Below are 21,164 nucleotides of genomic sequence, written 5' to 3' on the forward strand. Positions count from 1 at the left end.
CCGACGCCGACTCCGGCGCTGGCGCTGGCCCTAGAAGGGTGGATGCCCGTGCACCTGCCGGTACGCGCGGGCCCACCGGGAGCGGGCCGACGCCATCACGAGCAGCACGATGCCGAAGCCGCCGAAGATCACGAAGAGCAGCACGCCGAGGGCCACCGCGCCGCCGGCCCCCCGGCTGAAGAGGAACACGGCGAAGACGATCCCGGCGAGCAGCAGGAAGACGCCGAGCACGGCCTCACTCGTCGGAGTCACCAGCGAGATCTTGTACCGGCCGGCAGGCTTGTCCCGGCTCAGCCAGGCGAACGGCTCGGGGGGCACGGCGCCCGGGCGCGTTCCGCTCATCGCTGGGGCAGCCGCACGAGGTCGGCGAGCCGGTCGAGCAGGGCCGCCGTGCTCGTGTTCTCGGTGCGCTCCTGCGTGACGCTCTCCCCGTCGGTCGCCCGCACGTCGGCGACATCCCAGCTGAAGACGCCGGCAGGGCGCACGAACAGGTTGCCCGTCACAGCATCTGCCGGACCCGTCCCCACCAGCTCCGTGCCGAAGTAGGCGACCCCCTCCGGGTGCCGGCGCGCGTTGTCGTCGATCACCTGCTTGAGCAGTGCGCTGTCGGCGGCCTCCGGCGCTTTCACCACCATCGACCAGGTGCCCATCGACCCCGGCTGCAACAGCAGCGAGAGCTCAGGTGACTGCACGTAGAGCGCAGCCTCCGGCCCGGCCTCGTTCACCATCGCGATCTCGGTGAACCGCACGGCGTTCTGCAGCACTCCGATCAGCAACCGGATCCCGCCGCTCGGAACAAGAGCGTCCCCGTCGACGGTCAGCTCACCGCGCGCGATCAGGCTCGACGCACCGAGTGCCGCGACCTGGGGCGTCACGAAACCCGGCTCGACCTGCAGGAACCTCGACGCCCGCTCACGCGCCTCCTCGCTGCAGAGGGAGAGCGCGTAGGCGACCTCACCCGCTCCGAAGACGGCGATGTCGTCGAGTGACGCGGCGGGCGGGGCCGCCTGCTGCCAGGTGCTGGTCATTTCTGCTCCCCTGTCGAGAATGTGTACACGTGTCTTGGTTCAGGTGCGCTGCGGATGCCCATCAGAACGGCCACAGGTCTTTGGCTTTGTCGGCGACGTCGCCCGCGAAGTCCTCGGCACCGTGGGCGAGCGCCACTGCCCCGTCGCCGATGGCCTCGGCACCGTCACCGGCGGCCGCGATCGTACCGTCCACCGCATCGTGGAACACCGGAACGTGGTCGTAGAGCAGGCCGCCGAGCGCCATCGTGCCGGCGGCGGCACCGAGGACGAGGTCGGCGGGTGGCGGGGTGACCAGGGCGGCGAAGCCGAGCCCCGTCGCGACACCGTCGTAACCGGCCCGGCCGTAGTTGCCCTCGGCGATGTCCGTGCCGACGCCGACCACGCCGAGTACGACACCCGCGGGGCCGAGCACTTTGCCCGCGGAGCCGAGGAACTCCGCCGCCGAGCCGAGCCGGCCGGCCAGAGCACCATCGCCGAGCAGGTTGCTGAGGCCCTGGGTCGCAGCCCCCCAGTTGCGGCCGCCGAGAAAGTCGTTGAGCACGTCGAACTTGCCGGCGAACTGGCTGAAGCGGAGGGCGTCGTCGAGCGACCCGAACGAGCCGAGCAAACGCAGCTGGGCGAGGGCGTTGGCCCCGTCGACCACGCCGAGCGAGTCGAACAGTTCGCGGGTGGCGAGGAGCGCCGGATTCTCCAGCAGATCGCGCAGGAGGTCGTCGTCCTCAGGCGCGCCAGGGGTTCCCGGAGAACCCGGGGCGCCGCTGCCGGGGCCGGAACCGCCGGGCCCGCTCCCGCCGGGGCCGCCACCCGTGCCCGGCCCACCGGAGCCGTCGGCGGCGCTGGCCTGCTCCTGCTCGTCGGCGTTCCGCACGAGCGCGGTCGAGGCCGCCGTGAGCACGCTGTTGGCGTTCTGGAGCGATGTGCGATGCGTCGAGTTCCACTGCTGGCGGAACGATTCCGCATCGGGCCCGCCCCAGGCCTGCGTGCGGTTGATCTCGACGGTCAGGGTGCTGAGCAGTCCCTGCAGCTGAGATGCCTTCTGGTCGAAATCCTTTGCGAGGGCTCGAAGCTCACCCGCGTCCACTCCCCAAAACCCCGGCGTCATGGCACCAACGTTACCCGAACGGGACGTCGGCGCCGTCGATCACCTCACTCTTTCGGGGCGTCGCGCATGGCCCGCGGCGCCTCGCGGGCGGCACGAGCCGCCTCGCGCTGCTCGGCCTCAAGAGCCTCGGCCTCCTCGCCGGTGACGGCTTCGCCGCGGGCGACCATTCCCGCGACATCCGAGAGCTTGATCTGCGGGAGGAAGAGCGAGAGCACAAACGCGACGGCGAGGAACGGGATGAGGTACCAGAACACCGGCGCGAGCGAATCGGCGTACGCCGTGACGACCTGGTCCTGCACGGCCTGCGGCAGCTGGTTCAGCGTCGCCGGGTCGAGCGTCGCGGTGGCCTGCGAAGCGTCACCCGCCGAGGCTCCGGCACCCGAGAAGACCGCGAGCAGCTTCTCCGAGAGGCTGCTGGTGAACAGAGCGCCGAACACGGCCACGCCGAGAGCGGATCCGACCTCGCGGAAGTAGTTGTTCGTGCTCGTCGCCGTGCCGACCTGCGTGGCCGGAACAGAGTTCTGCACCACGAGCACGACGACCTGCATGATGAGCCCGAGGCCCGCACCGAACACGAAGAGGAACACGCAGATGAGCCAGATGGGCGTCGAGGCGCTGAGCGTCGTCATCGCGAACATGGCCACACCGGTGATCAGCGTGCCGAGGATCGGGAAGATCCTGTACCGCCCCGTGCGGGTGATGGCGATACCGGAGAGGATCGAGGTGCCGATCAGGCCGACCATCATGGGGAGCAGCAGCAGACCGGACTCCGCGGCCGACGTCTTCGATGCCATCTGCAGGAACGTCGGCAGGAAGCCGATCGCGGCGAACATGGCGATGCCGAGCACGAACCCGATGGCCGTCGCGATCACGAACACGCGGTTCGTGAAGAAGGAGAGCGGGATGATCGGATCCTCTGCCCGCGCCTCGACCAGCACGAACAGGGTGCCCGCCACCAGCAGGCCGGCCCCGAACATCCACGTCTCCGGCGCACCCCAGCCGTGCTGCCTGTTGCCGCCGAACTCGGTGAAGAAGATGAGGCAGGTGGTGGCGATCGAGAGCAGCAGCACACCGGGCAGGTCGATCTTCATCGTCGCGTGCTTGCTCGGCAGCTTCAGCGCGAACCAGGTGATCGCGAACGCGGCGATACCAACAGGGATGTTGATGTAGAACGCCCACTGCCACGTGAGGTGGTCGACGAAGTAGCCGCCGAGCAGCGGGCCGCCGACGGCCGCGAGACCGAAGATGCCGCCGAGCGGGCCGAGGTACTTGCCGCGCTCCGAGGCGGGCACGATGTCGGCGATGATCGCCTGCGAGAGGATCATCAGGCCACCGCCGCCGAGGCCCTGGAGCGCCCGGAACACCACGAACATCCAGAAGTCCGTGGAGAACGCGCAGCCGATCGACGCGAGCGTGAACAGGGCGATCGCGATGAGGAACAGGTTGCGGCGCCCCAGCACGTCACCGAACTTGCCGTAGATCGGCATGACGATCGTGGTGGCGAGCAGGTAGGCCGTGGTGATCCAGGCCTGGTTCTCGACGCCACCGAGCTGCCCGACGATGGTGGGCATCGCGGTCGACACGATGGTCTGGTCGAGGCTCGAGAGGAGCATGCCGGCGATCAGGGCGCCGAAGATGATCCAGATCCGGCGTTTCGTGAGCAGGATGGGCTCGGCCTGGCCTTTGAGGGATTGTGCGGTGGTCATGGCGTGTACACCAGGTCTTTCGATCGGAGGCGGGTGAGCAGAACGGATGCCGCGGCAAGGCGGCTCTCGAGGATCTCGGAGAACGGCAGCAGGTTTCCCGGTGCGAAGAAACCCTCGGCGCTGAGGGAGACGAGCCCGCCGACCAGCTTGACCGCGACCTCGGCGGTGACCCGGTCGGAGCCGAGCTCTTCGCGCTCGGCGACCATCGCGACGAAACGTTCCTGCTGGGTCTGGGCCGACCGGAGCAGGATGGCCAGCAGGGCGGGCTCCCTGTCGAGTATGGTCCGGAACGTCTCAAGATCCTCGGCGGTGAGGGCGAGTTCAGCGAAGGCCTCGACGGCGAGGTCGGCGAGGTCGGTGACCAGGTCCCCGGAGCGCGCGGCCATGAACGCGCGCACGTGGTCGTCGTCGGCGCCGCGGGCGACGCCGAGCACAGCGTCCTCCTTGGCGGAGAAGTAGTTGAAGAAGGTGCGCCGGGAGACGCCGACCTCATCGCACAGGCGCTGCACGGTGAAGCCGGCGAGTCCGTTCTCGACCGTCAGCTCACGGGCCCGGGAGGTGAGGAGCCGGCTGGTGCGGCGCTGCCTGGCGCCCACACCGGATTCCGGCTCCTCCCCCTCGGCGACACCGGTCGTCGTCTCCGCGTCGGCTGTCGTCTGCATGGGTTCAATTTTGCACTTATCGCGCGAAAGTGCAAACCATTCACCCGATCAGTGCATCCGCGACAATCGTCAGCTCTTCATCGACAGAGTGGAACCGGTCGTCGGCGACCACACGATCTGGCCGCCCTGGAAGTCGACCGCCCGGCTGGTGGTCCCCTGGTAGGCATACTCGTCGGTCGTGGGCAGGCCGAGACTCGGCACGTAGGTGCTGAGGATCGCACCGTACACCGCATGCGTGCCCGTCGACGCGGAGGTGAAGATCGCGAAGCCGCCGTCGACGTCGAAGTCCTGCCGGCCGTTGACCAGGGCGGTCGAGGGAACGATCTGGAACCGGCGGGCGAGGGTGCCCACATCCGTCGGCGAACTGAACCACCCGTTGTTGGTCAGGAATCGCGTTCCGTTCTCGCACTCCTGCGCATAGCCCCGGCCCAGCGCGTACACGGGCGAGACGGTCGGTCCGAGGGCCGAGTCGGGTGAGCCGGCGAAGACCGACCCCTCGTTCCGCCCGGGCATGCCCTGGGACTGCAGATACTGCACGGTGTAGGCCGACGTCTTGGCCTGGAAGTCGTTCGTGACGGCCCCGAAGGAGTCCGTGTCGGTCGTTCCATCACGGACCGTGTAGATGTACACCGGCCCTGCGTAGGAGACTTCGTTCCAGGTCATCAGGGTGTCGGCGATCATGTCCGAGACGTGCTGCTGCGAGTAGAGGTTCGTCGGAACGCCGTACTCGGTGAGCCAGATCTTCTTCGAGCCGTCGCCCTTGGCCTTCATGATGGCGTGCATCTCGATCATCCGGCGCATCGGGGTCGTGTCCCAGAGGCAGCTCGGGCTGAGGGTGTAGTCGAAGTCGTAGGGATGGAACGAGAAGGCATCGAAGAATCCCTGCGCGCCGGCTGCGTACATCCCGTTCATGAAGGTGACCGGGTCGATCAGACCATCGGCGGTCGGAGCCGGGCCCAGCGCGCCAGCAACGACCTTCGCCGCCGGGTCGGCCTTCTTGATCGCCGGGTAGGCGGCTTTGACCATCTGGGCGTAGAAAGCGGGATCCGGGTTCGGCGTGAAGGCCTCCCGGCCGTTCGGTTCGTTCCAGATCTCGTAGGCACCGATCTTTCCCTTGTAGCGTTTGGCCACCGCACCGGCGAAGGTGCCGTAGAGCGCCGCGGTCCGCGGCCGATCGGTCGAAACCGTCTTGACGCCGCCCAGGGAGGCCCACGGTGGACTCGACAGGATGATACCGAGGATGCTGAGACCCCTCGCCAGCGCACCCGCCACCATGTAGTCGACCCGCGACCAGTCGAAGGTCGTCGACGACGTCGGCTGCACCCAGTACCACATGATGTCGATCCGCACGATCGTTCCGCCGATGTTGGCGATAGCATCGAGCGTCTGGTCGACCTCGGCCGTCGTCCCCCAGAGGATGTTCGAGCCGAGCGAGTAGCCCACCGGGAAGCTCGCGATGCGGGCGGGCGCCTGTTGTGCGACCAGCGCTGGAGCGGCCGAGGCGAGGGCTGGAGCGACTCCGCCTGCCAGGACTCCTGAACCCATCAGAGCTCCGGCAGAGATGCCGGTGGTGAGTGCTGCACGTCGTGTGAATTGCATGAGTGTGCCCCGTCTGCGACCCGGGGGGCTGCGAGTATCCCCCGTTAGGGGGAGCCTATGGCGAATTTCGGTACCGGGTGTCATCGTCACCCACAAACGGGGGGTTCGTAAAGGCGACTGATCAGTCTCCTGACGGTTTTGCTATCGTCTGACCATGAATGAGTCGCTCACTGACAGGGATGCGAGTACTCACACGCTCGCAGCGGAACTTCGTACCGTCTTGGGTCGTCTGGCGCGACGCCTTCGTGAGACCTCCGATTTGGGCGATATCACGTCGTCCCAGAAGTCGGTGCTGTCCCGGCTGGAGAACGGCCCTGCCACGAAGAGCGACCTGGCGCGGGCCGAATCGATCAGCCCCCAGTCGATGGGCGTGATCATCACCTCCCTCGAAGCAGCGGGCCTGGTCATCGGTTCCCCGGACGAGACCGACGGGCGGAAGACGCTCTATCTCCTGTCCGGAACCGCGATGGAACGGTATTCCAGCGGTCGGTTGGCGAAGGACGACTGGTTGTTCCGGGCGATCGCCGAACAACTCTCGGCGAACGAGGAACGCCTCCTCGAGGAGTGCCTGCCGTTGCTCAGGAGGCTTGCGCAGGGCCTCTGACCGTCCGTTCGGCAGCGCGAGTCGACGTCAGGTCGCCGCCAGGGCGCGGAGCAGGGCCGCGGCCTTGAGCTTGGTCTCCGCGAGTTCCTCGGCCGGCACCGAGAGGGCGGTGATGCCGCCGCCGACGCCGATCGAGGCGCGTTCTCCGTCGATCACGATGGACCGGATGGTCATGGCCAGCTCGGCGCGGCCGTCGGTGCCGAAGAACCCGAATGCTCCCGCATAGAGCCCCCGGGCGCGATCCTCGAGCCGGTCGAGAATCGCGACGGCACTCAGCTTCGGCGTTCCCGTCATCGAGCCGGCGGGAAAGGTCGCCGCAACGGCGTCGACGGCTCCGAGGCCCTCGCGGAGGATCCCCTCGACCGTGCTGACCAGCTGGTGCACCTGCGGGTGCGTCTCGACGGACAGCAGACGCGTGACCTCAACGCTGCCGGGGCGGCAGACGCGAGTGAGATCGTTCCGCATCAGGTCGACGATCATCGTGTTCTCGGCCCGCTCCTTGGGGTCGGCTTCGAGCGCGGCTGCAGCACGGGCATCCAGAGTCGGATGCTCGGAGCGCGCGCGCGTGCCCTTCACCGGCGACGTGCTGACTCGGCCGTCGACGCCCACCCGGAGGAACACTTCGGGCGATGCGCTCAGCAGACTGACGCCGCCGATGCGGAGAAGGGCACCGTGATCGCTCGGCGACTCCCGCCGGAGGGCGTGGTAGACGGCGACGGCGTCGAGGGAGCCCCGCACCGTGACTTCTGTGGTGAGGTTCAGAACGTAGGCGTCACCGGCAGCGATGGAGCGCTGGCAGTCGGCGATCTTCGCGAGATACTCAGCGTCGGTGTCGCGCCAGGCGACCGGGAGCGGGGCCCCCGGACCCGCCTCCGGATCGTGCATGGGGGCCGCCACGCTGTGGCCCGGGGTCTCGAGCAGTTCGACCGTGCGGCGGCGCCAGAGCTCGAGGTCGCCCTCCCAGCGGTCGCCGGCCGCCCGGAGTTCGGCGCTGCCGTCGCGGTGCACCGCCACCAGCCGGTCGACCCGCAGGAACGCCGCGTCGGGGTACGGAGACGGTCGCCCACGGCCGACGGGGCCGATCGTCTCCGTGAGAACCTCGTACCCGATCCAGCCGACGACTCCGAGGGAGGGCCAGAGCGGCTCGGCCAGCTCAGCGCGCAGGGTGCCGAGCACATCTTCCCGGGGAAGGATCGGCTCCCCCAAGCCGATGTAGCTCGTTTCGCCGCCATCGAGCCAGAACGCCTCCGTGCGCTCGCCGCAGATCAGCCGGAAGACGTCGGGTGCCGACACGGGCCGGGCGAGCCGGTGGTGCAGCACTCCTGCGGTCATCCTCCGAGTGTAGGGCGGCCGGCCCCGGTGAGCAGGCGTGCTCTTCTGCCGAGACGACGGCGCCACCGGAGCAGCGCCGAGTCGCCGGGCCAGTGCAGGGCCAGTGTCATGAACCCGCGGTGGAACCGGTAACCGAGGCTCCGCCACTGCACGAACGGACGGAACGAGATGCCGACGGTGACGGAGCGGTCATAGATCACTCGGTGGGCGGGAGCAAGGTGGATGCTCAGGTCGAGGTCATCGTGCAGCGAGGTGCCCCAGCGGTGGGTCACGGATGCCACGGCGTGCCAGGCGGTGGTGCGGAGGAAGAACGTCGAACCGAAGAGCGGGGTCATGCCGATGGCGAGCCTGATCGAGCCGATGTAGGCACCCACGTAGGCTCGCGCCCAGACCCCCGCGCCGTGGCGCGGGCCGTCGTAGAAGGTGGCCGGCCCCGTGACGGCGGCGATCTCCGGCCGCGCTGACAGCACCGCGAGCCCGCTGGCGATCCATTCGGGTGGCGGCAGGGTGTCGGCGTCGAGGCGTGCGATGACCGAGAAGCGGGCAGCATCGTAGCCGGTGGTGCTGGCGGCCAGGATGCCCGGTTCCGGTTCGTGCAACAGCCGTGCACCCCACCGGGCGGCGACGGCGCGGAGGTCGTGAGCGCCGCCACCGTCCGGGCCGTCATCCGTGCTGCCGTTGTCGACGACGATGATCTCGTCCGGCAGGCGGGACTGGCGGCTGAGGGCTTCGAGGCACCGCGCCAGGGCGAAGGCATCGTTTCTCACGGGCACGACGACGGAGACTCCGGTCTGCGGGTTCACAGGGTATGGCACCCGGCCAACACTGCGGCACCCACAGCACCCGGGCAACCCCTTGTGGGCGCGCGAAACAGTGTGCGCGGGCCTCTGCCGATATTCCTTCTCCGGTCGGGCGCTACGCCTTCTCCGGTCGGGCGCTACTCCTTCTTCGGTCGGGCGGAGCTGTCGCCGACGGGCCTGTTCGCCACCGTCGGGAAGGCGCCGGTGTAGCCCTCGCGGGCCTTCGCGATCTCGAGGATGCGCCCCCGCATCAGGTACCAGCCGAGGATGAGCAGCGGAATGATGATCACCAGCGACGCGATCGTGTAGGTGCCGGCGGGATAGTCGAACGCCATCAGGATCAGCACCACCACGAGGAACCCCAGCGTCAGGTACGACGTGAACGGCGCCCCGAACAGACGGAACTTCGGCCGTTCGAGGAGCCCCTGCTTCGCCATCTTCTGCAGCTTCATCTGGCAGAGGATGATCGTTCCCCAGCTCGAGACGATGCCGAGCGCTGAGACGTTCAGCACGATCTCGAAGGCCTCCTTCGGCACGAAGAAGTTGAGGGCCACACCGAGCAGGGCCACCGCGGCCGTGAGCAGGATGCCGCCGTAGGGCACTCCGCGCTTGTTCATCACGCCCGTGAACTTCGGCGCCGCACCGCTGATCGACATCGAGTGCAGGATGCGGCCGGTAGAGTACAGCCCCGCGTTGAGGCTCGACAGCGCAGCAGTCAGAACGACGAAGTTCATCGCCGAACCGGCGATGGCCGCAACCGTGGGGTTGCCGATGTGGGAGAAGAACGTGACGAACGGGCTCTCGTCGGCCGCGTAGACGCTCGACGGTAGGAGGAGCGCCAGCAACAGCACAGACCCGCAATAGAACACCGCGATGCGGAGCACGACACTGTTGATCGCCCGGGGCATGATCTTCTCGGGGTTCGGCGTCTCACCGGCGGCCGTGCCGACCAGCTCCACACCCGCGTAGGCGAACACCACGCCCTGGATGATCACGACGGCCACCACGATGGTCGAGATGCCGTTCGGCAGCAGTCCGCCGTTGTTCGCGATCATGGCGACACCGGTCGCGCCGACGTCGGTCGGGAAGCTGAACGCGAGGAAGATCGCGCCGATGACGAGGAACGCCACCAGGGCGACGACCTTGACCAGCGCGAACCAGAACTCCATCTCCCCGAACACCTTCACCGAGATCATGTTCAGGGTGAGCACGATCGCCAGCGCGATCAGCGCGAGGAGCCACTGCGGCACCACCGTGAACGCCGACCAGAACTGCACGTAGACGGCCACCGCGGTGGAGTCGACGATCGCGGTCATGGCCCAGTTGAGGAAGTACATCCAGCCGGCCACGTAGGCCGCCTTCTCGCCGTAGAACTCCCGGGCGTACGACACGAAGGAGCCCGACGAGGGTCGGTGGAGTACGAGTTCACCCAGCGCCCGGAGGATCAGGAAGGCAAAGAACCCGCAGATCGCGTAGTCGAAGATGAGCAGAGGACCGGCCTGGTTGAGCCGCCCGCCGGCGCCGAGGAACAGCCCGGTGCCGATGGCCCCGCCGATGGCGATCATCTGCAGCTGCCGGGACTTCAGGCCCTTGTGGTAGCCGGCCTGCTCGTTCGAGAAGTCCTGCGCGGCTGGGCCTTCGCCACTGGCTCGGTTCCCCGGGCTTTCCAGGGATGCGCCCTGGTCGCCACCTGAGGAGCTCTGGTCGGTTCTGGACATGTGTTCCCCCGATCGTCACCACCCCCCGATCGGGGAGTTCGTTCGGGACACGCTACTCCGCTGGGTGTTTCAGGAGAATTAACTGCCCACCTCTTGTGGAGAAGTCATTCATCCGAAGAATGTGAGCGAGAGGAACCCGACAGGGGGCTCACCTCGTCGACGACGAGGATGTCGCGCCGGAAGTGATCCGTGCGGAAGGCGGCCCGCCCGAGCATGTGCGCCGCAATCGGCGCCGTGAGGCTCTGGAAGAAGACGATCGCCAGCGCCAGCGTGATCGTCGCCACCGACGGGTTCGCGACCACCACATCGGCGACGATCGCCATCAGGCCGAGGATCTGCGGTTTCGTCGACGAGTGCAGGCGCGACAGCACATCGCGGAACCGGATCAGGCCCACCCCGGCCGCGAAGCACAGGAAGGCGCTGAGCAGCACCAGCACGGCCGTGAACACGTCGCGGATGACGTCGCCGCTCATGTGTCGTCCCTTGTCGAGATGAAGCGCGCGACGCTCACCGAACCGACGACCGTGAAGAGCGCGAGCACGAGGAGCACGGGCAGATTGTCAGTGTGCCTGTTGATGGCCATCTCCGCGCCGACCGCGCACATCGCTGTGGCGATCAACACATCAGAGGCGATGATCCGGTCGAGGGCGGAGGGCCCCCGGATGATCCGCCAGAGGGCGGCGACGGCGCCCGCGCCGAACAGCAACCCTGCGATGACGATGACGACACTCATCCGGCACTCCTCTCGTCTGTCTGGTTCGACCCTGTCTGCCCGATGGGCTCCTGCTTCCGCAGCCGCGCGAGGTCGTCGGCCGAGCCCACGGCGAGGATCAGCCGTCGCTCCGCGGCGAGCACCGCACGCTTCAGCGCCGGCACGTCGTCGACCGAGGCCACGTTCAGCGTATGCAGGTGCAGCGTCGCACTGTCTCGGTCGATGTCGAGGACGATCGAGCCGGGCACCAGCCCCACCATCACCGCGGTGAACGTCATGATCAGGTCGGAGCGCGTCACCAGCGGCACAGCGATGATCGCATTGCTGGGAGTGTAGCGGGGCCGGATCGCCGACCACGCGACCTGGAGCGACGCCCGGACGATGTCGAACAGCAGGACGGCGAGGAGCACGACCGCCCGCACGAGGTCGAACCGTCCGCTCAGCCTCACCGCCGGCAGGTAGAAGACGATCGACACCAGTGACGCGAGCAGAACGCCGGTCGCGAGGGCGAGCCAGGTGAACTGGCCCCAGAGGAGCATCCAGAGCAGCACGAGCCCCACGAACGGGATCAGGCCGCTCAGAACGCGGGCCCGCAGCATCCGGGGCCCTGTACCGTTCGAGCCGGGGCGCGCCTCGCCGGCACTCATGGCGCACCGTCCGGGAAGACGGCCCTGATGTACTCCGCCGGGGTCGCGACGCCCACCGAGGCGCGCTCGGAGAGTTCGAAGAGCGGTCCGGCGAACACCGTGAGGCAGACCGTCAGGGCGATCAGGCCCGTCGTGGCGGCGACCATCAGCTTCGGGAGGGTCGCGGTGACGACGCCGCCGGTGTGGTCGGGGCTCTCCTGCAGGGAGTTCAGCATCGGCGACTCGTAGCCCGCGACATCCGCGGCGGGACGCCAGAAGGCCATGTTCCAGACCCGCATCAGGGCGTAGAGCGTCAGCAGCGAGGTCAGCGCGCCGGCACCGATCAGCACGTACACCAGGGGGCTCGGGCTCTCGGCGCCCGCCTCGAACAGACCGACCTTGCCGAGGAAGCCGGAGAACGGGGGGATGCCGCCGAGGTTCAGCGCACCGATGAAGAACAGCACCGCGACGAAGGGCGCCTTCTTCAGCAGTCCGCCGAGATGGGTGATGGAGGTCGACCTGCCCACTCGTTCGATCAGTCCGACCGACACGAACAGGGCCGTCTGCACCATGATGTGGTGCACGATGTAGTAGATCGTCGCCCCGGTGCCGAGTTCACTGCCGATCGCGATGCCGAAGATCATGTAGCCGATATGGCTCACCAGCGTGAACGAGAGCAGCCGTTTCACGTCGGCCTGGGTGAGCGCGCCGAAGATCCCGATGATCAGGGTGAAGAAGGCCACGATCATCAGCGGAATGGTCAGGGGGACGTCGAAGAACAGCAGCTTGTCGGTTCGGATGATCGCATAGACACCCACTTTCGTGAGCAACCCAGCGAACACCGCCGTGACGGGCGCGGGCGCGGTCGGGTACGAATCGGGCAACCAGAACGACAGCGGGAACACCGCGGCCTTCACCGCGAACCCGATCAGCAGGGCGGCGCACAGGATGATCTGCACATCGAGGGGCAGGGCCTGGATGCGCGTGGAGAGCAGCGCCATCGTGACCGTGCCCGTGGCCCCGTAGATCAGCGCGATCGCGGCGAGAAAGAACAGCGACGAGACCAGGCTGACCACGATGTAGGTCGTACCGGCCCGGATCCGTGCGCCGGTGCCGCCGAGCGTGAGCAGCACGTAGCTCGCCGCGAGCAGCATCTCGAACCCGACGTACATGTTGAACAGGTCGCCCGCGATGAACGCGTCGAAGAGCCCCGCCGACAGGATCAGGTAGGTCGGGTGGAAGATCGACACCGGGGTGTCCTTGTCGCCGTCCGCGATGCCCTGCCCGATGGCGAAGATCAGAACGCCGAGCAGCATGAGCGCGGAGACCAGCACCATGATCGCCGAGAGCCGGTCGACCATCAGCACGATGCCGAACGGCGGCTCCCAGCCGCCGACCTTCACGACGGCTGCCTGCCCGGTCGTGTCCACGACGTAGAGCAGCACCGCGGCCGCCGCGGTCACGATCACCAGCGTGCTGACGCTGATCGCGACCTGCAGGCGCGGGTTCCGGCCGAGGATCAGGGTGATCGCGGCGCCCATCAGGGGCAGCACCACCAGAAGGGGAACGAGTGCGTTCACCGGCCGGCCCCCTTCTCCTCGTCGTCCGACGAGTCGCCGGCACCCAACAGCTGGATCCGCACCGCCTCATCGTCTTCGTCGAGCGACGCGTGGTAGACCTCGGCCTCCTCGGCGTCGATCACGTCTTCGTCGTCGACCGTCACATCGTCACCTTCGTCGCCCAGGTTGGCCAGCCACCACGAGCGGTAGATGAGCGCGAGGATGAATGCCGTCACACCGAAGTTGATGACGATCGCCGTGAGCATCAGCACCTGCGGAACCGGGTCGACCGCGCTCTCCCCGGTCGTCGTGCCGTCGATGATCGGCGAGTCCCCCGCGCGCCCCGACATGAGAAAGATCAGCAGATTCGTCGCGTTGCCGACCAGCAGGAAGCCGATCAGGATGCGCGTGAGGCTCTTCTCGAGCATCACGTACACGCCCGTGCCGTACATGATCGCCATCAGCACGACGAGGGTCAGGGAAGCACTCATGCGCGCTCACCGCCTGCCGTCACGGGTTCGGCCTCGCCCGGAACATCATCCGACTGGGCCTGTTGCCTGTCGACCTCGCCGCCGAGGCTCCGCAGCACGTCGAGCACCACGCCGATCACGACGAGGTAGACCCCGATGTCGAAGATCGTCGACGTTCCGAACGACACATGCCCGAGCAGGGGCAGGTTGCCCTCGAAATATGCCGAGGTGAGAATGTCCGCTCCGATGAACAGTGAGCCGAGGGCGGTGCCCGTGGCGATGAGCAGTCCCCCGCCGAGCAGGATGCCCGGCCCGATCGGCAGCGTCTCGCCGAGTTCGTAGCGGCCGCCCGCGAGGTAGCGCGCGATGAGGGCGAGACCTGCGAGCAGCCCGCCGGCGAACCCGCCGCCCGGGGCGTTGTGCCCGGCGAAGAGCAGGTAGATCGAGACGAGGATCGCCGGGTGGAACAGCAGCCGCACGAGCACCTCGATCATCAGCGACCGCTGGTCGGGTGCCAGCGTGCGACCGCCGAGCAGCCAGGTGTGCTGGCGGTCATCCGGTGCATCGTTCTGGGTGTGCGGGTCTTCGACCAGCCGGACTCGCTCGAAGCCCCGGCGGCGGCCACGGGACTCGCGGAGCCTCGGAACCGTGGCATTCCGGCCCGTCACGAAGAGCAGGCTCGCGACGCCGGTCGCGACGACGACCAGCACGGAGAGTTCGTTCATCGTGTCCCAGGCGCGGATGTCGACGAGCATCACGTTCACGACGTTCTTGCCGTGGCCCTCCTCGACGGCGAGCCGGGCGAGTTCGGGGCCGAGCCCGCCGGCCTGGCGGGCACCCAGCGCGATCAGGCCGATGAGCCCCATCGTCACGCCGACGGCGGCTCCGATCAGACCCCGCCGGATGCGCCGCACCGGTTTGTTGTGCTGGGCGATCTTTCGCGGCAGACGCCGGAGCACCAGCACGAACACGACGATCGTCACCGTCTCGACGAGCGCCTGCGTCAGGGCCAGGTCGGGGGCGCCGTGGAAGGCGAAGAGCAGCACCATGCCGAACCCGGTGGCGCCGACGAGCAGCACGGCGGCGAGGCGGTGCGTCGCCCGGGCGGCCATCACCGCGGCGGCGGCCATCACCGCGGCGATGAACACCTGGGCGGGGTAGTCCCAGGCCACAAGAGTCTCGGGCCAGCTGCGGTTCAGCACGGTCGAGACACCGAGGCAGAGCACGAAGACGAGCAGGATCGTCGTGAGGTACTGCGGCAGGCCGCCGCGCTGGGCGAAGAGCGTGATGCGGGCCGCGAGACGATCGACGGCGTGCACGATAGACCAGTACGTGCGGGACGCGTCGAGTACGGGCGGGATCGCGCGCTGTACCCGGGCGAAGCCCCGGCGCACGGCGAACAGGCCCGACCCCGCTCCGATGGCGACCGCGGAGAGCCCGAGGGCCAGCTCGAAACCGTGCCACAGGGCGAGGTGGTAGTCGCCCTCCCCCGGCACCGTGTCGGCGTAGGACTCGAGAGCCTTTCCGAGCGGACCGGCAAGGAGCCCGAGAGCGATGGTGGCGAGCGTCAGGATGACCGGGGCGGCCAATATGCCCCGAGAGGAATGTGACCCATGGCCGGCGCCGTTCGCGTCGGGCCGGGCACCGGCATCCTGCAGTTCGGGCTTTCTCGCGAAGGCACCCCAGAAGAACCGAGCACTGTACGCCACCGTCAGGGCGGAGCCGATCACCGTGCCGACGAGAGCGACCCAGCCCCAGCCGTCGCCCGCCGACCCGGCCTCGATGAAGGCCGAGAACACCGACTCCTTCGCGACGTAGCCAAGGAGCGGCGGGATGCCCGACATCGAGGCCACTGCAATCAGCCCTACCGCGGCCAGCACCGGCCGCCGGCGTCCGAGGCCCGAGAGCTGGCGGAGATCCCGGGTGCCCTCATCGTGGTCGATGATCCCGACCACGAGGAACAGCGTGGCTTTGAAGAGGGCGTGCGAGAGCAGCAGGGTCGCACCGGCCAGAGCAGCGTCGCGGGTGCCGAAACCGACGACGACGATCAGGAAGCCGAGCTGGCTGACCGTGCCGTAGGCCAGCAGCAGCTTGAGGTCGTTCTGCCGGAGCGACCGCCAGGCGCCGAGGATCATCGTGCTCGCCCCGACGATGACGATGACGGGCATCCAACCGGGTGTGTCGGCGAAGCCGGGGGCGAAGCGCGCGACGAGGTAGATGCCGGCCTTCACCATGGCGGCGGCGTGCAGGTAGGCGCTCACCGGGGTGGGTGCCGCCATCGCGGCCGGCAGCCAGAAGTGGAACGGCACGAGGGCCGACTTCGAGAACGCCCCGGCGAGGATGAGCATCATCGAGACCGTCACGATCGCACCCTCGGGCGGGTCCGCCACGAGCTCATGGATGCTCGTGGTGCCGCCCGCGACCGAGAGCAGCACCACGCCGACCAGCATCGCGAGCCCACCGAACGTCGTCACCAGAAGAGCCTGGAGAGCGGCACCGCGGCTCTCCTTGCGCTCGGTGTAGTGCCCGATCAGCAGGTAGGAGAGCACACTGGTGATCTCCCAGAACATGAACATGATGTAGATGTCGTCGGCGGTGACGAGACCGAACATCGTGCCCGCGAAGGCGAGCAACAGAGCTGCGAACCGGCCGAGCGAGGGCTCCCGGTCGAAGAAGTAGCGGGCGCAGTAGACCATCACGAGCGCGCCGACACCCGTCACCACCAGGGCGAGCAGCCAGGCGAGGGTGTCCATGCGGAAGGAGAAGGCGATGCCGAGCTGCGGGATCCACGGCACCGACTCGGTGACGACCCCGCCCGCCAGGACGGTCGCCGACTGCAGGGCGGTGTAGACGAACACCGCGGCAGGCAGCAGGGCCACAACGTAGAAGATGCGGGCACCGAGGAGCCTCGTCAGCCACGGAGTGAGCGCTGCAAGCCCGACGAACGTCAGCAGGGCAAGGATCACGCGGATCTCCTCGTGTTGGGGAGAGGGGCTCCGTACAGTTTACCGGGAAGACGAGCGCGAGTCTGAGAGGTCACACATGCGGGCCGCGGATCGGTCGGGGAGGGAAGATGGGGGGATGGGTGATCGCGAGAAGAGTTCAGCAGACGGGTCGGCGGCGGCGAGCGGCTGGCCGACGGTCGGGCCGACCGACCGGTGCCCGTGCCTCAGCGGCAACACCTACGGCGACTGCTGCGGGCCGTTCCACACCGGCGAGCGGCAGGCGCCCACTGCCGAACGCCTGATGCGTTCCCGCTACTCGGCCTTCGTGCGGGGTGACGCCGCCTACCTGCTCGCCACGTGGCATCCATCGACCCGGCCGGCCGCCGCCGACCTGCAGCTCGACCCCGACCAGCGTTGGTACCGCCTCGACATCCTGCAGCGCACCGGCGGCGGGATGCTCGACAGCACCGGCACGGTCGAGTTCGTCGCGCGCTACCGTCTCGGAGGCGAACGCGGCGGGCGAGGCGAGCGCGGCGAGCTGCACGAGACGAGCACCTTCGAGAAGGTCGACGGACAGTGGTTCTACCGGGCTGGATAGACTCGCAGAACACGCAGCAGGGGGCCCCATGACAGGCGAACAGTTCACCATCATCGTCCTGGTGATCGCGCTCATCGTCGATCTGGCCGTGCGTATCGTCGCGATCATCGTCGTTCCGCGCAACCGCCGGCCGAGCGCCGCCATGGCCTGGCTGCTGGCGATCTTCCTCATCCCGTACCTCGGTGTGCTCGTCTTCCTGCTGATCGGCAGCTACAAACTCCCGAAGAAGCGCCGGGACAAGCAGAAGGCGATCAACGAGTTCATCATCGAGACCACGAACGGTATCGAACTGGTCACCGACGACACTCCCTGGCCGGCGTGGCTGCGATCGGTGGTGCACCTCAACCGGGAACTGGGCGCGATGCCGCTGGTGGGCGGCAACTCGGCGAGGCTCATCGGGGACTACGCCGCATCCATCGCCGCGATGAGCGAGGCGGTCGACAACGCCGAGCGGTTCGTGCACTGCGAGTTCTACCTCATCGCGCTCGACGAGGTCACCGCGGGCTTCTTCGACTCCCTCGAGCGGGCCGTGCAGCGCGGTGTCATCGTTCGCGTCCTGGTCGACCACATCACGGCCATCCGGAGCCCCACTCACAAGGCGACCTTCAAGCGGCTCACGGCGATGGGCGCGAAATGGCAGTTTATGCTGCCGGTGCAGCCGCTGAAGGGCAAATGGCAGCGACCGGATCTCCGCAACCACCGGAAACTCCTCGTCATCGACGGCGTGGTCGGTTTCATGGGATCGCAGAACATGGTGAGCCGGGACTACAACAAGAAGAGCAACATCCGCCGGGGACTGAAGTGGCAGGACCTGATGACCCGTGTCGAGGGCCCGATCGTCAACGGCATCAACGCGATCTTCATCACCGACTGGTACAGCGAGACCGACGAGCTCCTCTCCCGCGAGACCGTGACGATCACCGATGAGATCGTGAACTCGGCGCCCGACGCCCTCGACTGCCAGATCGTGCCGAGCGGCCCCGGATTCGACGGCGAGAACAACCTCCGGCTCTTCCTGGCGCTGATGTACTACGCGCAGAAGAAGGTCATCATCACGTCGCCCTACTTCGTTCCGGATGATTCGATGCTGTACGCCATCACAACGGCCGCCCAGCGCGGGCTCGACGTACAGCTCTTCGTCTCGGAGGTCGGCGACCAGGCGGGGGTGTACCACGCGCAGCGCTCCTACTACGAGGCGCTGCTGAAGGCGGGGGTGACCATCTGGCTCTACCCCGCCCCGTACATCCTGCACGCCAAGCACTTCACGATCGACGAGGATGTCGCGGTGATCGGTTCGAGCAACATGGACATCCGCTCCTTCAACCTCGACCTCGAGATCTCGATGATGGTGCGGGGCCGGGCCTTCGTGACCGAGATGCGCGGCATCGAGGACGGCTACCGCGCCCTCAGCCGCCGGCTCACACCCGAGGAGTGGGAGCGGCAGCCGCTCCGCTCGACCATCCTCGACAACCTGGCGCGTCTCACCTCCGCCCTGCAGTAGCGCAGCTCCGTCGCTTGGGGGTTCCGGTCGGTTCGCGAGGCGAATACCGACCGGAACTCCCGACTCGATCCGGGGGGCCGGGGGTCGATGCTCAGGCGCGCGAGCGCAGGAGCGTGAAGGAGCAGTCGCGCACGATCAGCGTCGACACGGGGGCCGCCACCTGCTGCTCGGGGTCGCTGGAGAGCGCCAGCTCCCACTCGGCGTTCGGCGCATCCGGAACCTGGAACTCCACCCCGTTCTCGGCCGCGTTCAGCAGGAGCGCGAACGCGTCGCCGCCCTCGTTCTCGAGCAGGAACACGATGGAGCGGGCATCCGGGTTCGCCCAGTCCTCGTCGCTGAATTCCTCGGCGTCGCTGCGTTCGACGACCACCGTGTTCTCGTCTCCTGTGGAGGGCGCCGACCGGAACCAGGCCGGGTGCAGCGCCAGGTTCTCCCGGCGCAGCGTGATGAGCGATGTCGTGAAGGCCAGCAGCTCCTCGTCGGCGTTCGCCCAGTCGAACCACGAGATCTCGTTGTCCTGGCAGTAGGCGTTGTTGTTGCCGCCCTGGGTGCGGCAGAGCTCGTCGCCGCCGAGGATCATCGGCACGCCCGCCGAGAGCAGCAGCGTCGCGAGGAAGTTACGGCGCAGGCGCCCGCGCCGTTCGTTCACGGCCTCGTTGTCGGTCGCGCCCTCCGCGCCGCCGTTCGACGACTTGTTGTCGCTCTCGCCGTCGTTGTTGTCCTCGCCGTTCGCCGAGTTGTGCTTGGAGTTGTACGCGGTCAGATCGGCCAGCGTGAACCCGTCGTGGGCCGTCACGAAATTGATGCTCGACAGCGGCGAGCGCCGGTCGGCCTCGTACACGTCGGGGCTGCCGAGCACGCGCTGCGACAGGGTGCCGAGGATGCCGTCGCTGCCGTTCCAGAAGTCGCGCACGTCGTCGCGGAACTTGCCGTTCCACTCCGACCAGTCGGCCGGGAAGCCGCCGACCTGGTAGCCCGCGGTGTCCCACGGCTCGGCGATCATCTTCACCGGGGCGAGCACCGGGTCCTGCTGGATGAGCGTCAGGAACGCGCTGTGGATCTCCGCGTCCCCGCCCTGCCGGGTGAGGGTGGTGGCGAGGTCGAACCGGAACCCGTCCACGTGCATCTCGGTCACCCAGTAGCGGAGCGAGTCCATGATCAGGCCGAGGGCGGTCGGGTGCGAGACGTTCAGACTGTTGCCGGTACCCGTCGTGTCGAAGTAGCTCGCCCGGTCATCCTCGACCAGGCGGTAGTACGACTCGTTGTCGATGCCCTTGAACGAGAGCGTCGGGCCCATGTGGTTGCCCTCGGCCGTGTGGTTGTAGACCACGTCGAGGATGACCTCGAGCCCCGCCGCGTGCAGGTTCTTGACCATCTGCTTGAACTCGGCCACCTGCCCGCCGCCGTCTCCAGCCGCCGCGTACTCACCGTGGGGTGCGAAGAAGCCGATGCTGTTGTACCCCCAGTAGTTGCGGAGGTTCTTCTCGAGCAGGTGGCTGTCCTGCACGAACTGGTGCACGGGCATGAGTTCGACGGCGGTGATGCCGAGGTCGGTGAAGTGCTTGATGGCTGCAGGATGCCCGAGGCCGGCGTAGGTGCCCCTGATCTCTTCGGGCACACCGGGGTGCAGTTTCGTGAAGCCCTTCACGTGCGTCTCGTAGATGACGGTCTCGCTGAGCAGGGTGCGAGGGGAGGTGTCGGTGCCGCCGCCCTCGGTGCTCCAGTCGAACGCCGGGTCGGTGATCACGCAGAGCGGGGTGGAGCCGGCGGCATCCGTCTCGTCTCTCGTCTCGGGCTCGTTCATGTCGTGCCCGAACACGGCCTGGCCCCAGGTGTAGTCACCCTCGATGGCGGTCGCGTGCGGGTCGAGCAGCAGCTTGTGGTGGTTGTGGCGGAGGCCCTCGGCGGGGTTCCACGGGCCGTCGACGCGGATGCCGTAGCGGGTGCCGACACCGGCTCCCTCCACGATGCCGTGGAAGACGTGGCCGGTGCGCTCGGTCAGGCGGGTGACGGTCTCGGAACCGTTCTCGTCGAAGCTGCAGAAGTCGACGGAGTCGGCGGTCTCGGAGTAGATCGCGAACGAGATACCACCCTCGAGCAGGGTGACACCGAGCGGATAGGGCAGGGAGCGGGGGAAAGACGACATGGCTCACATCATTCCGGAATCCCCGCTGGCAGAATGCCCGGCGGAGCGGGGCTTGA

General features: G+C 67.9%; 19 protein-coding genes. 3 read left to right on the forward strand and 16 right to left on the reverse strand.

Going from position 1 to position 21,164, the window contains the following annotated elements; genetic code table 11:
- Positions 1-30 precede the first annotated feature (30 nt).
- From FB464_RS06450 to FB464_RS06475, 6 genes are all read right to left on the reverse strand, one after another.
- Positions 31-342: a hypothetical protein gene (locus FB464_RS06450; protein WP_116414593.1), complete on the reverse strand. Its 312-nt coding sequence runs from the start codon at positions 340-342 to the stop codon at positions 31-33.
- Positions 339-1,028, reverse strand: a complete 690-nt coding sequence (locus FB464_RS06455) for a hypothetical protein (protein ID WP_116414592.1) — start codon at positions 1,026-1,028, stop codon at positions 339-341. The genes FB464_RS06450 and FB464_RS06455 overlap by 4 nt, the downstream gene beginning before the upstream one ends.
- Positions 1,029-1,089: 61 nt before the next feature.
- A complete protein-coding gene (locus FB464_RS06460; RefSeq protein ID WP_142206625.1) occupies positions 1,090-2,130 on the reverse strand; it encodes a WXG100 family type VII secretion target in 1,041 nt (346 codons plus the stop codon).
- Between the two features lie 44 nt (positions 2,131-2,174).
- Positions 2,175-3,836 (reverse strand): MDR family MFS transporter, encoded by a 1,662-nt coding sequence (locus FB464_RS06465; RefSeq protein ID WP_116414590.1) that lies wholly within the window; start codon positions 3,834-3,836, stop codon positions 2,175-2,177.
- Positions 3,833-4,498 carry a TetR/AcrR family transcriptional regulator gene (locus tag FB464_RS06470; RefSeq protein WP_116414589.1) on the reverse strand — a complete coding sequence of 222 codons (666 nt, stop codon included), beginning with the start codon at positions 4,496-4,498 and terminating at the stop codon, positions 3,833-3,835. The genes FB464_RS06465 and FB464_RS06470 overlap by 4 nt, the downstream gene beginning before the upstream one ends.
- Before the next feature lie 69 nt (positions 4,499-4,567).
- Complete coding sequence (locus tag FB464_RS06475) at positions 4,568-6,097, reverse strand: cellulase family glycosylhydrolase (protein ID WP_170151904.1); 1,530 nt, start codon at positions 6,095-6,097, stop codon at positions 4,568-4,570.
- 259 nt (positions 6,098-6,356) lie between these two features.
- Between FB464_RS06475 and FB464_RS06480 the strand changes: the two genes are divergently transcribed.
- Positions 6,357-6,701 carry a MarR family winged helix-turn-helix transcriptional regulator gene (locus FB464_RS06480; RefSeq protein ID WP_211327361.1) on the forward strand — a complete coding sequence of 115 codons (345 nt, stop codon included), beginning with the start codon at positions 6,357-6,359 and terminating at the stop codon, positions 6,699-6,701.
- Between the two features lie 27 nt (positions 6,702-6,728).
- On the opposite strand, the gene FB464_RS06485 is transcribed toward FB464_RS06480, so the two are convergent.
- From FB464_RS06485 to FB464_RS06525, 9 genes are all read right to left on the reverse strand, one after another.
- On the reverse strand, positions 6,729-8,033 hold the full coding sequence (locus FB464_RS06485) for an anthranilate synthase component I family protein (RefSeq protein ID WP_246092953.1): 1,305 nt from the start codon (positions 8,031-8,033) through the stop codon (positions 6,729-6,731).
- Positions 8,030-8,848 carry a glycosyltransferase family 2 protein gene (locus FB464_RS06490; protein ID WP_170151903.1) on the reverse strand — a complete coding sequence of 273 codons (819 nt, stop codon included), beginning with the start codon at positions 8,846-8,848 and terminating at the stop codon, positions 8,030-8,032. Before FB464_RS06490 ends, FB464_RS06485 begins: the two co-directional genes overlap by 4 nt.
- 122 nt (positions 8,849-8,970) lie before the next feature.
- Positions 8,971-10,551, reverse strand: coding sequence for an amino acid permease (locus FB464_RS06495; RefSeq protein ID WP_116414586.1), 1,581 nt, complete (start codon positions 10,549-10,551; stop codon positions 8,971-8,973).
- Between the two features lie 104 nt (positions 10,552-10,655).
- A complete protein-coding gene (mnhG, locus tag FB464_RS06500) occupies positions 10,656-11,024 on the reverse strand; it encodes a monovalent cation/H(+) antiporter subunit G (RefSeq protein WP_116414585.1) in 369 nt (122 codons plus the stop codon).
- Positions 11,021-11,284 (reverse strand): MrpF/PhaF family protein, encoded by a 264-nt coding sequence (locus FB464_RS06505; protein WP_116414584.1) that lies wholly within the window; start codon positions 11,282-11,284, stop codon positions 11,021-11,023. The genes mnhG and FB464_RS06505 overlap by 4 nt, the downstream gene beginning before the upstream one ends.
- Positions 11,281-11,910 (reverse strand): Na+/H+ antiporter subunit E, encoded by a 630-nt coding sequence (locus FB464_RS06510; RefSeq protein WP_116414583.1) that lies wholly within the window; start codon positions 11,908-11,910, stop codon positions 11,281-11,283. The genes FB464_RS06505 and FB464_RS06510 overlap by 4 nt, the downstream gene beginning before the upstream one ends.
- A complete protein-coding gene (locus FB464_RS06515; protein ID WP_116414582.1) occupies positions 11,907-13,469 on the reverse strand; it encodes a Na+/H+ antiporter subunit D in 1,563 nt (520 codons plus the stop codon). Before FB464_RS06515 ends, FB464_RS06510 begins: the two co-directional genes overlap by 4 nt.
- Positions 13,466-13,939 carry a sodium:proton antiporter gene (locus FB464_RS06520; RefSeq protein ID WP_116414581.1) on the reverse strand — a complete coding sequence of 158 codons (474 nt, stop codon included), beginning with the start codon at positions 13,937-13,939 and terminating at the stop codon, positions 13,466-13,468. The genes FB464_RS06515 and FB464_RS06520 overlap by 4 nt, the downstream gene beginning before the upstream one ends.
- Entirely contained in the window at positions 13,936-16,884 is a 2,949-nt protein-coding gene (locus tag FB464_RS06525; RefSeq protein WP_246092954.1) for a Na+/H+ antiporter subunit A, read from the reverse strand. The genes FB464_RS06520 and FB464_RS06525 overlap by 4 nt, the downstream gene beginning before the upstream one ends.
- Positions 16,885-16,999: 115 nt before the next feature.
- Here FB464_RS06525 and FB464_RS06530 point away from each other — a divergent pair, with 115 nt between their 5' ends.
- The gene (locus FB464_RS06530; protein ID WP_116414580.1) at positions 17,000-17,461 is read left to right on the forward strand and encodes a YchJ family protein; all 462 of its coding nucleotides are present in this window, start codon (positions 17,000-17,002) and stop codon (positions 17,459-17,461) included.
- A gap of 28 nt (positions 17,462-17,489) precedes the next feature.
- Positions 17,490-18,962 carry a cardiolipin synthase gene (gene cls / locus FB464_RS06535; protein ID WP_116414579.1) on the forward strand — a complete coding sequence of 491 codons (1,473 nt, stop codon included), beginning with the start codon at positions 17,490-17,492 and terminating at the stop codon, positions 18,960-18,962.
- 91 nt (positions 18,963-19,053) lie between these two features.
- On the opposite strand, the gene glgX is transcribed toward cls, so the two are convergent.
- The gene (gene glgX, locus FB464_RS06540) at positions 19,054-21,108 is read right to left on the reverse strand and encodes a glycogen debranching protein GlgX (RefSeq protein ID WP_116414578.1); all 2,055 of its coding nucleotides are present in this window, start codon (positions 21,106-21,108) and stop codon (positions 19,054-19,056) included.
- Between the last annotated feature and the right edge of the window lie 56 nt (positions 21,109-21,164).

It is taken from the genome of Subtercola boreus (assembly GCF_006716115.1).
Lineage (GTDB): Bacteria > Actinomycetota > Actinomycetes > Actinomycetales > Microbacteriaceae > Subtercola > Subtercola boreus.

Excerpts from the sequence above, each read along its gene's own strand:
- FB464_RS06450 (WP_116414593.1), bottom strand. The coding sequence starts at position 342 with ATGAGCGGAACGCGCCCGGGCGCCGTGCCCCCCGAGCCGTTCGCCTGG.
- FB464_RS06455 (WP_116414592.1), bottom strand. The coding sequence starts at position 1,028 with ATGACCAGCACCTGGCAGCAGGCGGCCCCGCCCGCCGCGTCACTCGAC.
- FB464_RS06460 (WP_142206625.1), bottom strand. The coding sequence starts at position 2,130 with ATGACGCCGGGGTTTTGGGGAGTGGACGCGGGTGAGCTTCGAGCCCTC.
- FB464_RS06465 (WP_116414590.1), bottom strand. The coding sequence starts at position 3,836 with ATGACCACCGCACAATCCCTCAAAGGCCAGGCCGAGCCCATCCTGCTC.
- FB464_RS06470 (WP_116414589.1), bottom strand. The coding sequence starts at position 4,498 with ATGCAGACGACAGCCGACGCGGAGACGACGACCGGTGTCGCCGAGGGG.
- FB464_RS06475 (WP_170151904.1), bottom strand. The coding sequence starts at position 6,097 with ATGCAATTCACACGACGTGCAGCACTCACCACCGGCATCTCTGCCGGA.
- FB464_RS06485 (WP_246092953.1), bottom strand. The coding sequence starts at position 8,033 with ATGACCGCAGGAGTGCTGCACCACCGGCTCGCCCGGCCCGTGTCGGCA.
- FB464_RS06495 (WP_116414586.1), bottom strand. The coding sequence starts at position 10,551 with ATGTCCAGAACCGACCAGAGCTCCTCAGGTGGCGACCAGGGCGCATCC.
- mnhG (WP_116414585.1), bottom strand. The coding sequence starts at position 11,024 with ATGAGCGGCGACGTCATCCGCGACGTGTTCACGGCCGTGCTGGTGCTG.
- FB464_RS06505 (WP_116414584.1), bottom strand. The coding sequence starts at position 11,284 with ATGAGTGTCGTCATCGTCATCGCAGGGTTGCTGTTCGGCGCGGGCGCC.
- FB464_RS06510 (WP_116414583.1), bottom strand. The coding sequence starts at position 11,910 with ATGAGTGCCGGCGAGGCGCGCCCCGGCTCGAACGGTACAGGGCCCCGG.
- FB464_RS06520 (WP_116414581.1), bottom strand. The coding sequence starts at position 13,939 with ATGAGTGCTTCCCTGACCCTCGTCGTGCTGATGGCGATCATGTACGGC.
- FB464_RS06530 (WP_116414580.1), top strand. The coding sequence starts at position 17,000 with ATGGGTGATCGCGAGAAGAGTTCAGCAGACGGGTCGGCGGCGGCGAGC.
- cls (WP_116414579.1), top strand. The coding sequence starts at position 17,490 with ATGACAGGCGAACAGTTCACCATCATCGTCCTGGTGATCGCGCTCATC.
- glgX (WP_116414578.1), bottom strand. The coding sequence starts at position 21,108 with ATGTCGTCTTTCCCCCGCTCCCTGCCCTATCCGCTCGGTGTCACCCTG.